The sequence below is a fragment of the Pseudomonas sp. 2FG genome, from assembly GCF_005502935.1.
Classification (GTDB): Bacteria; Pseudomonadota; Gammaproteobacteria; order Pseudomonadales; family Pseudomonadaceae; genus Aquipseudomonas.
On the sequence record NZ_SCMP01000010.1, the window covers coordinates 126,172 to 139,197 of the forward strand.

Consider the following 13,026-nt stretch of genomic DNA (forward strand, 5'->3'; position numbering starts at 1 on the left):
CACCGCCTGGTAAAACCTGGGCCCCATGCCAGTGACGGTGTAGGGCCTTTTTTATGGGTGTCGGTTACAGGTCTGTCAGGCAGTCTATTGAGTTTTGATTGAACGAGAAATCAACAAAACCGACCGAACATAGCTTGCCGCGACAAGCCGCCGGCAAGGGGCAGGCAAATGCTCAAAAGGAGGGGTGAGGCGCGTCGGTTTGCTAAAGGGGAGGAGTCCATATACGAGTGCAACCCGCGTGGATTTTTGCTCGAGCGGCGGCATGAGCGGGCGCTATCAGGCGCTGAAGGCTGTAGCGCTGGAATAGGCGTTTCTGCCGAAGGTATTGCGTCTGGTGCAGGGTACAGCCGCAACGCGATACATCGACAGGGCCTAAGCTTAGGAAAATTGATCCTCGGTTTCCAAGGAGACTCCTGTGAGCGTCGCCCCCCTGTCCGAACTCGATGCCGCCCTGCCCGGCTTGGCCCGCAAGATCCGCGTGCTGGATGCCCTGGCCTGGCCGGACGGGGTCGAGGAGGTATTCCTGGCGCGCTGGCGCGCCGGGCGTGCGCAACTGCCCAAGGTCGAGCTGCGCCCGCGCGAGCACGGCGCGGACATCGCCGCCCTGGAGGCATTTGCCGGCCGCTGCGATGAGGGCCATCCAGCCGGGCGCCACCTCGCCATGACGGCGCGCAGCTATGCCACGGCCGGGCGGATGCTTGGCGCCATAGGTACCCCGGCCTTCACCCTGTACTCGGCCGCGCTGTACCGGCGCCCGGACTTCTACTACCCGAGCCAGAAGCTGAGCATGCTGGACGCCGCCCGCTTCTTCCTCGAGACCAGCGACGCCCTCCTGGGCGGCGCCCATATTCCGCCGAGCCCGGCCGATATCCCCGCCGAGGCCTTCGCCGCCTGGATGCAGCCGGAACTGGATCGCTTCTTCGGCCCAGGCCGGGTCAGGGTCGTGCTCGATCCGACCCTGGCCGCCAAGGCCATCGCCGGGGCGAGCCGCATCCGCCTGCGCGCCAGCGCCCACTTCTCCGAGCTGGACAAGAGCCAGCTATTGCAGCATGAGGCCTTCGTGCATGTGGCCACGGCGCAAAACGGCGCGCTCCAACCCAACCTGAAGAGCCTGGGCCTGGGCGCGCCCCGCACGACCCAAACCCAGGAGGGCATCGCCACCCTGGCCGAGTTGTTCACCGGCAGCATCGACATCAACCGCCTGCGCCGTCTCGCCCTGCGCGTGCTGGCGATCCAACAGGCCCTGGACGGCGCCGATTTCATCCAGGTGTTCGAGGGTTTTCTCGCCGCCGGGCAGTCGCAGGAGGAATCCTTCCGCTCGACACAACGCATCTTCCGCGGCGCCGACCTGCGCGGCGGCTCGGCTTTCACCAAGGACGCCGCCTACCTGACCGGCTTGCTCGGCGTCCATACCCTGCTGCGCATCGCGATCCGCGACAACCGGCCGGAACTGGTGGGCTATCTGTTCGCCGGGCGCCTCAGCCTGGGCGACACCCTGCGCCTGGCCCCGCTCTTCGAGTCCGGCTGGCTCCAGGGACCGGTCTATATCCCGGCCTGGGCCGCCGATCTGCGTCGGCTCGCCGCCGCCCTGGCCTTCTCTGCCTTTATCGCCCAGATCAAGTTGGATGTGCTCAACCTCGAGGTGCTTATGGCCTTCGCGGACGAGCACGAGGCCGATGCCAGTGCCTGAGCCTGAGCCTGCAACTAAAGGGGGCGAGTCCAACTAAAGGGGCCGTAGTGATTTAGGCCACCCTTTTTTCAACAGTTAACGACGACATAGCCAAACAAATCACTACGACCCCTTTAGCTTAAAAAGCCGGTGCAGCCTATGGGATAGCGCTAGGTGGGTTCACGGCCCTACACCATGCCCGCCGCAGTCTGAGTCGGCAGCAGCACGCGCTCCGTTGCGTCCGCTATTTGCTCGGCCACCGCTGCATCGCTTACCGCCCGGGCGAGTGTTACCGCGCCGACTAGCGTGGCCAGGGCGGCCATTGCCGCACCGACATTGGCGGGTGCGTCCGCTGCAGCCGGCCCGCTCGCGACTAGGGTCGCGACCGCAAGCAACTCAGCCTCGAACTCTGCCCGGGCTGTCGCATCGGAGCGCGCCACTTCGGGGGCGAGGCTTTGCAAGGCGCAACTTTCGGGTAGCTCACACTTGCGCTTGGCACCCAAGTAAAAACGCACGAACTCTGACCACCAGGTCGGCCCGTAGCTTGTCTGGAAATGGCGTACGCCGTCCTTGAGGTTCGACATGCCCTGTCCGACCGACTCGCGGAACGCGGCGGCCTTGGAGTCGAAGTGCGCGTAGAAGGCGCCGGAGGTGACTCCGGCCTCTTTCGCCAAGCCATCGACACCTATGCCACCAAAGCCGCCTTTGCGAAAACCGCGCCCTGCCGCCTCGAGGATGCGCTGGCGAGTTTGCAGCTTCTGTTCGGATCGAGACACGGACTCACCCATAGCTTGAGGTTGATGAGCAGAAATTATACTTGGTCAAGTAACGATCGTTATGTATATTCGAATAACGGTCGTTATCTTGACTGCCGTTCTGGTCATGGCTATGACTGGATCAGTCCATTTACAGGAATACCGCTATGTCGAAGGCTTTTGTATACACCGAGCTGCAAATCTCTTTGCCATTCGAGCAGGCGCCGTGGCGCGAGCTCAACCCGGAGTTGCTCAGACAGCCGGGTTTGAAAAATAAAACCTGGTTGTCTGGGGCGGCGAATCTGTCGGTGGGTGGCTTCTATGAGTTCGACTCAATCGATAACGCGAAAAAATTCGTCACCGGGTACTTTCCGGCAGAGGCCCGTAAATTTGGCGTGGCGCAAACGACTCGGGTGTTTGCCATGGACGTGGTCGAGGAGGCCAGTCGGCAGCTGAATTCGGTGCATTTCGGTGGTATCGCCAGCCGCAAGCCGGGTGCATTCGTCTACACCGAGGTGCAGGTTTCGGTCCCGTTTGATCAGGCACCTTGGCGCACGATGAATCCCATTCTTCGCGAGCAGCCTGGGTTGTTGCACAAAACCTGGTTGAGTGGCGTGGATAACCAATCCGTCGGTGGCTTCTATGCATTCGATACGCTGGAAAACGCCCGCCGTTTCGTCACCGATTACTTCCCAACCGAGACCGCGGGGCTGAATGCGGCCTACACCACACGCTTGTTTGATGCTTCGGCGACCGAGGCGGCAAGTCGCGAAATGGGTTCGCAGTTTTATCTTTAATCGACCCTGCCCGTGCGAGGTGATGCCGCTTCGCGCGGGTTGAAGCGGCATGGCCGGATCGTCCTTTGAGCGCATGGCTCAAGTCGAAAAACGCTGTGGTAACGCCATTCTTAGGGAGAGAAATTGCATGCCAATCACTGTGTTCAGCTCACCCGCTCCCGTGCGCTTGCTGCACATCATGCTGCGGGTTGCTGATCTTGAGCGCTCGCTGGCGTTTTACACCGGCGCGCTCGGCATGCGCTTACTGCGCCAGGAGGAATATCCCAGCGGACGCTTCACCTTGGCGTTTGTCGGCTATGGCGCCGAACACGCCGGCGCGGTGCTTGAACTCACCTACAACTGGGATAGTGACAGCTATGAGCTGGGTTCTGCCTTTGGCCATATTGCGCTCGCCGTGGTCGAGTTGAGATCGACCTGCGCAGCGCTCGCCGCCTTGGGGGTGAAGGTGTTGCGCGAGCCTGGGCCGATGACATTCAGTGCAGTCAACTCTGGTGCGCCAGAGGTCATTGCCTTTATCGAAGATCCAGACGGCTACCAGATTGAGCTGATTGAAGTTCGCTCAAAACTAAAGGGGTCGGAGTGATTTGTTTTTGATCAGTTAAGCTGTTGGTCGTGTCGATTGGGCAAAAGGAGTTTGCCATGCCACGTAAACAGCGGATGTATCTGCCAGCTGAGTCGGCCCACAAGCGGCACTTGGGTCGGGTGGTTGGGCAATGCCATCGGGGACGCCTTTGGTTAAAAATAAATCACTCCGACCCCTCCGCTTTAGTTGCGCCCGTCAGTGAGCGGTGTGGGGGCGGGCAGTGATATCGACGCCGAGCGCCTTCATCACCGCCAGCATGGTTTTCAGGGTGGGGTTACCGCGCTCGCTGAAGGAACGATACAGCTGTTCGCGAGAGAGGCCGGTCTCTCTGGCCAACTCGGTCATGCCTTTGGCGCGAGCGACCACCCCCATTGCCTTGGCGATATAGGAAGCGTCGCCGGTTTCCAACGCGTCAGTCATGAACTCCGCGATAGCGGCAGGACTGGTCAGGTATTGCGCGGGGTCAAATTCGGTAAAGGTCTTAGTCATGTTGCGCTCTCCACGCCTGCAGTATCTGGTGGGCGGTATCAATGTCGCGGCTTTGGCTGCCCTTGTCGCCGCCACAGAGAAGGATCACCAGCGTGTCGCCCTGCTGGTAGAAATACACGCGGTAGCCTGGTCCGTAGTGAATCCGCAGCTCGCTGATGCCATGGCCGACAGGGGCTACATCACCCGGCAGCCCCTCCATCAGGCGGTTGATGCGAGCCACGATGCGGGCCCTGCCGGTATCGTCCTTGAGCTTCTTCAGCCACGAGTGGAATTTGCTGGATTCGATCCTCTTCATCGCATGACTGTATTTTATAAAATACGTGAAGGCAAGCCCGATACCTCGGAAGGCCGCTTCAGGGCATGCCTGAACTAAAGGGGGCGGAGTGATTTATTGTTGATCAGCTCCCGGCGTTCGCGGCAGTTGCGTGGGCAGCCACTATGCCCCCGTGGGGGCGGTGCGGTTGGCGGTGCGGCCTACAACGCAAACGAGGCGAGCAGTTTGCCTGCTCGCCTCGTGGGGTATTGCGGTTGTGGTGGATCAGCTGACTTTGGACGGTGCGGAGCGCTGCGTCAGCGTGGCGATTTGATCGCCTGGCTCTTCACCCTTTTCCAGGTTCTTGCCGAGCAGGGCGTGGTACAGCTCGCTGTCGCCGAGGATGCCGACCACGTGTTTGCCGTTTTGCAGCACCAGCTTGTGGCCGGTCTGGTAACGGATCTGCAGGGCGTCGCGCATGGTGATGCGCACATCCACCAGGGTCGGCTCGCGGCGCAGGCCGGCCAGCGGTTGGCCGGGTTCCCAGTGCTGCAGGCTGAGGTTCTGGCTGCCTTGGCGGGCGCCCTTGAGGCTGTTGTCGGCCGCCAGGCCGAGCCAGCAGTCGCGGCCCTGGTCGAGGCAGACCTCGTTGGCCTCGCGCCGGCATTGCTCCAGCGGGCGCATCAGGCTATCGCCGCAGAGCACGTTGAGCGGGTTGGTATGGGCGACGAACATCCGCACGTAATCATCCGCCGGGTTGAGCACGATATCTTCCGGCTTGCCGTATTGGATGATCCGCCCGTCCTTCATGATGGCGATGCGCGAACCGAGCTTCAGCGCCTCATCGAGGTCGTGGCTGACGAAGACGATGGTCTTGTGCAGCTTGCGTTGCAGATCCAGCAGCTCGTCCTGCAGGCCTTGGCGGATCAGCGGGTCGAGGGCCGAGAAGGGTTCGTCCATCAGCAGGATGTCGGCGTCCATGGCCAGCGCGCGGGCCAGCCCGACGCGCTGCTGCATGCCGCCGGACAGCTCGTCCGGGCGCTTGTTGCGCCATTGCGTGAGGCCGACCAGTTCGAGCTTTTCGTCGACCAGCTTCTTCCGCTCCTCGCTCGGGCGGCCCTGCATCTCCAGGCCGAAGCTGATGTTCTCGCGCACCGTCAGCCAGGGCATCAGGGCGAACTTCTGGAAGACCATGGCGATGCGCTTGGTGCGCATGGCTTTCAGGGTCGCCGGCGAGCAGGAGGCGATGTCCACTTCACTGCCTTCGTGCTCGATCAACAGGCGCCCGCGGCTGACCGTGTTGAGGCCGTTGATGCAGCGCAGCAGGCTGGATTTGCCCGAGCCGGAGAGGCCCATCAGCACGCAGATCTCGCCGCGCTCGACGCTCAGGCTGGCTTTCTCGACGCCGACCACCAGGCCGGTTTTCTTCAGGATCTGGTCACGTGTCAGGCCTTGGTCGAGCAAGGCGAGGGCCTCGCGCGGTTGCTTGGAGAAGATCACGTCAACATTGTCAAAGCGAATCATGCTCATGCCTCGGCCTCCTTCAGCTTGGACTCGGGTTGTTTGCACACCCGGTCGAGGATGATCGCCAGCAGCACTATGGCCAGGCCGGCCTCGAAGCCCAGGGCGATATCGGCGGTGTTCAGGGCGTTGACCACGGGTTTACCGAGGCCGTCGGCGCCGACCAGGGCGGCGATCACCACCATCGACAGCGACAGCATGATGCACTGGGTCACCCCGGCGGCAATGCTCGGCATGGCATGCGGCAGTTCGATGCGGGTGAGCAACTGGCGCCGCGAGCAGCCAAAGGCCTTGCCGGCGTCGAGCAGTTCGGTCGGTACGTCGCGAATGCCCAGGTAGGTCAGGCGGATAGGTGCGGCGACGGCGAACACCACGGTGGAGATCAGCCCCGGCACCACGCCGAGACCGAACAGGGTCAGGGTTGGGATCAGGTAAACGAAGGTCGGTACCGTCTGCATCAGGTCGAGGACCGGCTGCATCACGGTGTAGAAGTGCGGCTTGTGCGCGGCCACTATCCCCAACGGCACGCCGATGAGCACGCAGACCAGGGTGGCGAACAGCACTTGCGCCAGGGTTTCCATGGTTTCCTGCCAGTAACCGAGGTTGAGGATCAGCAGGAACGACAGCACGCAGAACAGGGTCAGGCCCCATTTGCGTTGAATCAGGTGAGTCAGCACACCAAACAGACCGATCAATACCAGCGGATTGAAGAAGGTCAGGCCGTTGGTCACGCCATGAATCATCATCTCCAGCGCCGCGGCGAAGGCATCGAAGTAAGCGGCGCCGTGCTGGGTCAGCCATTCCACGAAATCGGCTATGTTTTGACCCAGAGGGATTTTGTCAAAAGTCGGCATGGTATTGAACGTCCACATGCAGAGGGATGGAAGCAGATCGATGAACGCGTCTGCGAGTTGCCTTTACGCGTTCACACGGTCTGAGTTGCGGTTCTATCAGGGGGCTAATTTGGCCTTGGCCACTTCCGGCGCCGGCTTGCCGTCGCGGCTGCTGACGCCCGCCAGCCAGGTGTCGAGCACCTGCGGGTTGGCTTTCAACCAGGCCTTGGCGGCGTCACGCGGTTTCTGGTTTTCGTTGAGCACGGCGTCCATCAGCTGGTTTTCCATGTCCAGGCTGAACACCAGGTTCTGCAGCAGCTTGCCGACGTTGCTGCACTCTTGAGCATAGCCCTTGCGCACGTTGGTGTAGATGGTGGCGCGGCCGAGATCGGGGCCGAAATAATCGTCGCCGCCGGCCAGGTATTTCATCTTGTTGCGGGTGTTCATCGGGTGCGGTTCCCAGCCGAGGAAGACGATCCACTTGTCTTGCCGGGCGGCACGCTGCACCTGCGCGAGCATGGCCGCTTCGCTGGACTCGACCACCTTGAAGGTGCCCAGATCGAAGGCGTTCTTGTCGATCATGCTCTGGATCAAGCGGTTGCCGTCGTTGCCCGGCTCGATGCCGTAGATCTTGCCGTCCAGCTGGTCTTTGAACTTGGCGATATCGGCGAAGCTTTTCAGCCCGGCGTCATAGGCGTGTTCCGGCACCGCCAGGGTGTACTTGGCGCCTTCGAGGTTGGCCCGCAGGGTTTCCACCGTGCCTTTCTCGCGGTAGGCCTTGATGTCGTTTTCCATGGTCGGCATCCAGTTGCCGAGGAATACATCGAGGTCATTGTTCTGCAGTGAGCGGTAGGTCACCGGCACCGAGAGCATGGTGGTCTTGGTCTTGTAACCCAGCGATTCCAGCACTTCGCTGGTGACCGCGGTGGTGACGGTGATGTCGGTCCAGCCGACGTCGGAGAAGCGGACGGTGCCGCAGGACTCGGGCTCTGCCGCGTGGGCCAGCAGCGGTAGGCTGAGCGACGCGGCCAACAGCAATGATGTGGAACCTTTCATGGGACGGACTCCTTTCTGATTGTCGTCGGCAGCGTGCTGCTGAGCTCGGATTGCCGGGTTTTTGGTGTCACTGGTTGAGCTCAGAGGGGGAGTTCTGAGCGTCACCGCCATTCAGCCTAGCGGTCGTGTCGAGAACGATCATGGAACAGTGAAAAACAAACGCCTACAGGGTGCGTCGCATCCAGTGCAGAGGGCGTCGTATCCAGCATTAGTGAGGTCGTTTGCGGCCTTTTTGCCGACCAAAGTTGCGGCTTGGCAGACTCTGGTCGGCGAGTTCTCGGCAAATTGCGAGGGTTCTGCGGGGTTATTGCGCCAGTTCCAATTTGGCTTTGACGACCGCCAGCGCCGGCTGCCCGTCACGGCTGGAGACCCCCCGCAGCCAGGCGTCGAGCACCTGGGGATTGGTTTGTAACCAGGCTTTTGCCGCTTGCCGCGGATTCTGGCTCTGGTTCAGCACGGCATCCATCAACTGGTTTTCCATCGGTAGCGCAAACACCAGGTTGTTCAGCAACTGGCCGACGTTGCCGCACTCTTGGCTGTAGCCCTTGCGCACGTTGGTGTAGACGGTGGCGCCACCGTAGTCGGGGCCGAAGACCGCATCGCCGCCTTCCAGGTAGCGCATCTTGTTGCGGGTGTTCATCGGGTGCGGTTCCCAGCCGAGGAACACCAGCCACTGCTTCAGATGCGCCGCGCGCTCGACGCTGGCGAGCATCTTCGCCTCGTTGCTTTCCACCAGTTTGAAGCTGCCCAGGCCGTAGGTGTCTTCCTTGATCATCTTGCTGATCAACTGGTTGCCATCGTTGCCGGGTTCGATGCCATAGATCTTGCCGTCCAGCTGGTCTTTGAACTTGGCGATGTCGTCGAAACTCTTCAGGCCGCCTTCGTAGACGTATTCCGGCACGGCCAGGGTGTATTTGGCGCCCTGTAGGTTGGCTCGCAACGTCTCCACGCTGCCTTTGTCCAGGTAGGGGCGGATGTCGCCTTCCATGCTCGGCATCCAGTTGCCGAGGAACACGTCGAGCTTGTTGTCTTCCAGCGCCTTGTAGGTCTGCGGCACGGACATGCGTTTGACGCTGGTGACGTAGCCGAGCGAACCGAGTAGCAGGCGGGTCACGGCGGTGGTCATGGTGATGTCGGTCCAGCCGACATCGGCGAACCGCACCCGTTTGCAGCTGTCCGCTTCCGCCGCGCTGGCCAGCACCGGCGAGCTCAGGCTCAAGGCCAGGCACAAAGAGGTAAAACATTTCATAGGCGCGATCCTTAGCTGGAAAATGGTAGGGGCCGTCACGGTGGGCTCTTCAGCCTCGCAGGAAGCGTGCCGGGCGGCAGGATCATGGGCCAGGGTGGCTGCGGCGACTATGACATGGGTCGCGTTTGGCATCATGGGGGTCGTATTCAGCATGGTGCTGTGCGCTGGCTAGGGCCGGGTGTTTGGCGTGGTTGAAGCTTGCGGCGTTTGTGGATACGGCTGGGTCGGTGTGGGATCCCGGGGCGGCGGGGAAAAGCCGGATGATCCATGCATCAATGGGCTGGCCAATCTGGTGTGCGCCCGCGTTGCTCGGTTTAGGAGATAGCCATGGCCATCAGCGTATTCGACCTGTTCAAGATTGGTATCGGCCCCTCCAGTTCACACACGGTCGGGCCGATGCGCGCCGCCGCGCTGTTCGTGCAGGGGCTGCGCGAGCGCGGCGTGTTGGAACAGGTGCGCCGCGTCGAGGTGCGCCTGTACGGCTCGCTGTCCGCCACCGGGGTCGGCCATGGCAGCGATAACGCGGTGATCATGGGCCTGATGGGCGAATGGCCGGATGCCATCGACCCGGCGCAGATCGCCCCGCGCATCGCCAGCCTGCGCGCGAGCCAGTGCCTGCTGCTCGATGGCCATTTCGAGGTGCCGTTCGACTGGGCGCGCGACCTGCTGCTGCTCGACGAGAACCTGCCCTATCACCCGAACGCCATGACCCTGATAGTCGAAGGCGCGGCCGGCGAGCTGCACCGCGACACCTACTACTCGGTCGGCGGTGGCTTCGTGGTGGATGCCGCCCAGGCCGCCAGCGGCTCCCTGGATCAAGACCAGACCCAACTGCCGTACGACTTCTCCAGCGCCGCCGAGCTGCTGAGCCTGTGCCAGGAACATGGCCTGCGGGTGTCCGAACTGATGATGGCCAACGAAAAGGCCTGGCGCAGCGAAGCGGAAATCCGTAAAGGCCTGATGCGCCTGTGGCAGGCCATGCGCGACTGCGTCGACCAGGGCCTCAAGCATGAAGGCATCCTGCCGGGCGGACTGAACGTCAAACGCCGCGCCGCCAAACTGCACCGCAGCCTGCAGGAGCTGGGCAAACCCAACGTGATCGGCACGACCCTCAGTGGCATGGAGTGGGTCAACCTGTTCGCCCTGGCGGTCAACGAAGAAAACGCCGCCGGCGGGCGGATGGTGACCGCCCCAACCAACGGCGCGGCGGGGATCATCCCGGCGGTGCTGCATTATTACGTGCGCTTCAGCCCGGCCGTGACCGAGGCGGACGTGGTCGATTACTTCCTCGCCGCCGCGGCGGTGGGGATTCTCTGCAAGAAGAACGCCTCGATCTCCGGGGCCGAAGTCGGCTGCCAGGGCGAGGTCGGTTCGGCCTGCGCGATGGCGGCCGCCGGCCTGGCGGAAATCCTCGGGGCGACCCCGGGGCAACTGGAGAACGCCGCCGAGATCGGTCTGGAACATAACCTCGGGCTGACCTGCGACCCGGTCGGCGGGCTGGTGCAGGTGCCGTGCATCGAGCGCAACGCGATAGCCGCGGTGAAGGCCATCAACGCGGCGCAGATGGCCCTGCGTGGCGACGGCGAACACTTCATCTCGCTGGATCGGGTGATCCGCACCATGCGCGACACCGGCGCCGACATGCACGACAAATACAAGGAAACCTCGCGCGGCGGTTTGGCCGTCAGCGCCATCGAGTGCTAAGCCGATTCACGCATAGAACTTGCTCGCTTTTCGCTCATGCTCCCCGCGCCGCGCGACCTTTTGGCGCGCGGCTCCCCTCCCGCGGTCGTACTGAACGACACGCGGAACTCTGCTCGATTGCGCCTGGGGTGACACTCAACCCGGGCCTCGGCTCGCCGTCACGCTAAAGTGCTACGAAAGTGCTCAAGCCCCAACGCTGGCGGGTATTCCGACAGCACGCCGGGCGGTCGCCCCGGCGGCTGGCTGGCCGCCAACTAGAGGCTTTGCGGCGTCGTTTTTAGGTTTTGTTGAATGCGCGTTCAAATTAGGCACGGCATTTGCGTTGTGTTAGCTCATAGCCAGGGCGTCGTTCGCGCTGCCCATGGCAATAAAACAAGAGCCTCGCCTGAGGCCATACCTGCGTTGCGTGAGGAGATACCGTGATGTCGCCGTTCAACCAAGGGGCGCAGCCCCAGAACCGTGCTCCACAATCCATCGGCTTTCTGCTGTTGGATAATTTCACTCTGATTTCATTGGCTTCGGCCGTTGAACCCCTGCGTATGGCCAACCAGTTGTCTGGCCGTGAGCTGTATCGCTGGACCACCCTGACCCTCGATGGCGGCCAGGTCTGGGCCAGCGATGGCCTGCAGATCACCCCGGATTGCGCGGTGAGCAAGGCGCCGCCCCTGGACATGGTGATCGTTTGCGGCGGCATCGGTATTCAGCGCAGTGTTACCCGAGAACACGTGGCCTGGTTGCAAACCCAGGCGCGCCAGTCGCGCAAACTCGGCGCGGTCTGCACCGGCAGTTGGGCCTTGGCCTGTGCCGGCCTGCTCGATGGCTTCGATTGCAGCGTGCACTGGGAATGTCTGGCCGCGATGCAGGAAGCCTTCCCGCGGGTGGTCATGAGCACCCGTTTGTTCACCCTCGACCGTAACCGTTTCACCAGCTCCGGTGGCACCGCGCCGCTGGACATGATGCTGCACGTGATCTCCCGCGAGCATGGCCGCGAGCTGTCGGCGGCGATCTCGGAAATGTTCGTCTACGAGCGCATCCGCAACGAGCAGGACCACCAGCGTGTGCCGCTCAAGCACATGCTCGGCACCAACCAGCCGAAGCTGCAGGAAATCGTCGTGCTGATGGAAGCCAACCTGGAGGAGCCGATCGACCTCGACGAACTGGCGGTTTACGTCAACGTTTCGCGTCGCCAGCTGGAGCGGCTATTCCAGAAGTACCTGCATTGCTCGCCCTCGCGCTATTACCTGAAGCTGCGCCTGGTGCGTGCCCGGCAACTGCTCAAGCAGACGCCGATGTCGATCATCGAAGTGGCGTCGGTCTGCGGTTTCGTCTCCACGCCGCACTTCTCCAAGTGCTACCGCGAATACTTCGGCATTCCGCCGCGGGACGAGCGCATGGGCTCGAATACCGCGCAGCAGGTGGCGTTGCTGCCTATCCCGCAGGCGTTGGTGCTGGCGCCGTTGTCCGGTGCCATGTCGGCCTTGAGTCAGGCGCGCAGCGAGTCGACTTTCGCCAGCGTGCGCTTGTAGCGACGCGGTCCCTGTAGGAGCTGCCGATAGGCTGCGATTGCGATCTGTGAAATTGCGACCGCGTTGCGGTCGATCGCAGCCTTCGGCAGCTCCTACAAAATTACGAATGGTTCTGCTTGTACTGCGCCAGCGCCGGTAGCAACTGCCGGGCGATAGCCTCGCGCACCGCTGGCAGCATCACCGCGCCACTGGCCAGCATCTGTTCGACCAGGCTGCGCAAGGCCGCCGCCCGTGCTTCGTTAAGGCCCATCAAGACCCGCTCGCAAGCCTGCTCGGCACTGGCGCCGGACGGTACTTCGAAACCCAAAGCCAACAGCCGTTCACGCAGGTCATCCTGGTCGATCAAGTCTGCATGCATCATCGCGGTGGTCCTCATCCGGGGTCGTGGTCGCATCGATTCTGGTGATGTGGCGAGGCCGCTACAAGGGTGTTGGTCGGGGAGTGGCTTGGACGCACACGAACAGGTCGCTTTCAACTAATTGATCCGTGCGGCCAGCCCGCACAATTGGTCCCAAGAACGTCCACTTCCCCGCGCACAGCGTGCGCTCAAGGTAGGTTTGGTCACCCGCCTGGACGGCTTAACAGACAGTG

Annotated in this window: 13 protein-coding genes; 5 read left to right on the forward strand and 8 right to left on the reverse strand. The window is 62.4% G+C overall.

Features of this window, described 5'->3' with window-relative positions:
* Positions 1 to 415 precede the first annotated feature (415 nt).
* Complete coding sequence (locus FFS13_RS12210; protein WP_137819362.1) at positions 416 to 1,690, forward strand: tyrosine/phenylalanine carboxypeptidase domain-containing protein; 1,275 nt, start codon at positions 416 to 418, stop codon at positions 1,688 to 1,690.
* Positions 1,691 to 1,857: 167 nt separating this feature from the next.
* On the opposite strand, the gene FFS13_RS12215 is transcribed toward FFS13_RS12210, so the two are convergent.
* A complete protein-coding gene (locus FFS13_RS12215) occupies positions 1,858 to 2,445 on the reverse strand; it encodes a TetR/AcrR family transcriptional regulator (protein ID WP_137819363.1) in 588 nt (195 codons plus the stop codon).
* A gap of 146 nt (positions 2,446 to 2,591) precedes the next feature.
* On the opposite strand from FFS13_RS12215, the gene FFS13_RS12220 reads away from it, so the two are divergent.
* Positions 2,592 to 3,221: a hypothetical protein gene (locus FFS13_RS12220; protein ID WP_137819364.1), complete on the forward strand. Its 630-nt coding sequence runs from the start codon at positions 2,592 to 2,594 to the stop codon at positions 3,219 to 3,221.
* A 160-nt stretch (positions 3,222 to 3,381) separates the two neighbouring features.
* Positions 3,382 to 3,804 carry a lactoylglutathione lyase gene (gene gloA / locus FFS13_RS12225; RefSeq protein WP_137819422.1) on the forward strand — a complete coding sequence of 141 codons (423 nt, stop codon included), beginning with the start codon at positions 3,382 to 3,384 and terminating at the stop codon, positions 3,802 to 3,804.
* 195 nt (positions 3,805 to 3,999) lie between these two features.
* Here gloA and FFS13_RS12230 read toward each other — a convergent pair whose 3' ends face one another.
* The 6 genes from FFS13_RS12230 to FFS13_RS12255 form a co-directional block, all read right to left on the reverse strand.
* On the reverse strand, positions 4,000 to 4,293 hold the full coding sequence (locus tag FFS13_RS12230) for an addiction module antidote protein (RefSeq protein WP_137819365.1): 294 nt from the start codon (positions 4,291 to 4,293) through the stop codon (positions 4,000 to 4,002).
* A complete protein-coding gene (locus FFS13_RS12235) occupies positions 4,286 to 4,588 on the reverse strand; it encodes a type II toxin-antitoxin system RelE/ParE family toxin (protein ID WP_137819366.1) in 303 nt (100 codons plus the stop codon). The genes FFS13_RS12230 and FFS13_RS12235 overlap by 8 nt, the downstream gene beginning before the upstream one ends.
* Before the next feature lie 243 nt (positions 4,589 to 4,831).
* Entirely contained in the window at positions 4,832 to 6,076 is a 1,245-nt protein-coding gene (gene choV, locus FFS13_RS12240) for a choline ABC transporter ATP-binding protein (protein ID WP_137819367.1), read from the reverse strand.
* Positions 6,073 to 6,921, reverse strand: coding sequence for a choline ABC transporter permease subunit (gene choW / locus FFS13_RS12245; RefSeq protein WP_137819368.1), 849 nt, complete (start codon positions 6,919 to 6,921; stop codon positions 6,073 to 6,075). The genes choV and choW overlap by 4 nt, the downstream gene beginning before the upstream one ends.
* A 96-nt stretch (positions 6,922 to 7,017) precedes the next feature.
* Entirely contained in the window at positions 7,018 to 7,956 is a 939-nt protein-coding gene (locus tag FFS13_RS12250; protein ID WP_137819369.1) for a choline ABC transporter substrate-binding protein, read from the reverse strand.
* A 304-nt stretch (positions 7,957 to 8,260) separates the two neighbouring features.
* Positions 8,261 to 9,205: a choline ABC transporter substrate-binding protein gene (locus FFS13_RS12255; protein ID WP_137819370.1), complete on the reverse strand. Its 945-nt coding sequence runs from the start codon at positions 9,203 to 9,205 to the stop codon at positions 8,261 to 8,263.
* A gap of 327 nt (positions 9,206 to 9,532) precedes the next feature.
* On the opposite strand from FFS13_RS12255, the gene FFS13_RS12260 reads away from it, so the two are divergent.
* A complete protein-coding gene (locus FFS13_RS12260) occupies positions 9,533 to 10,909 on the forward strand; it encodes an L-serine ammonia-lyase (protein WP_137819371.1) in 1,377 nt (458 codons plus the stop codon).
* A 422-nt stretch (positions 10,910 to 11,331) separates the two neighbouring features.
* Positions 11,332 to 12,435 (forward strand): GlxA family transcriptional regulator, encoded by a 1,104-nt coding sequence (locus FFS13_RS12265; protein WP_137819372.1) that lies wholly within the window; start codon positions 11,332 to 11,334, stop codon positions 12,433 to 12,435.
* Between the two features lie 100 nt (positions 12,436 to 12,535).
* Here FFS13_RS12265 and FFS13_RS12270 read toward each other — a convergent pair whose 3' ends face one another.
* Positions 12,536 to 12,796, reverse strand: coding sequence for a hypothetical protein (locus FFS13_RS12270; protein ID WP_137819373.1), 261 nt, complete (start codon positions 12,794 to 12,796; stop codon positions 12,536 to 12,538).
* Positions 12,797 to 13,026 lie beyond the last annotated feature (230 nt).

Excerpts from the sequence above, each read along its gene's own strand:
- FFS13_RS12220 (WP_137819364.1), top strand. The coding sequence starts at position 2,592 with ATGTCGAAGGCTTTTGTATACACCGAGCTGCAAATCTCTTTGCCATTC.
- FFS13_RS12230 (WP_137819365.1), bottom strand. The coding sequence starts at position 4,293 with ATGACTAAGACCTTTACCGAATTTGACCCCGCGCAATACCTGACCAGT.
- FFS13_RS12235 (WP_137819366.1), bottom strand. The coding sequence starts at position 4,588 with ATGAAGAGGATCGAATCCAGCAAATTCCACTCGTGGCTGAAGAAGCTC.
- choV (WP_137819367.1), bottom strand. The coding sequence starts at position 6,076 with ATGAGCATGATTCGCTTTGACAATGTTGACGTGATCTTCTCCAAGCAA.
- choW (WP_137819368.1), bottom strand. The coding sequence starts at position 6,921 with ATGCCGACTTTTGACAAAATCCCTCTGGGTCAAAACATAGCCGATTTC.
- FFS13_RS12250 (WP_137819369.1), bottom strand. The coding sequence starts at position 7,956 with ATGAAAGGTTCCACATCATTGCTGTTGGCCGCGTCGCTCAGCCTACCG.
- FFS13_RS12255 (WP_137819370.1), bottom strand. The coding sequence starts at position 9,205 with ATGAAATGTTTTACCTCTTTGTGCCTGGCCTTGAGCCTGAGCTCGCCG.
- FFS13_RS12260 (WP_137819371.1), top strand. The coding sequence starts at position 9,533 with ATGGCCATCAGCGTATTCGACCTGTTCAAGATTGGTATCGGCCCCTCC.
- FFS13_RS12265 (WP_137819372.1), top strand. The coding sequence starts at position 11,332 with ATGTCGCCGTTCAACCAAGGGGCGCAGCCCCAGAACCGTGCTCCACAA.
- FFS13_RS12270 (WP_137819373.1), bottom strand. The coding sequence starts at position 12,796 with ATGATGCATGCAGACTTGATCGACCAGGATGACCTGCGTGAACGGCTG.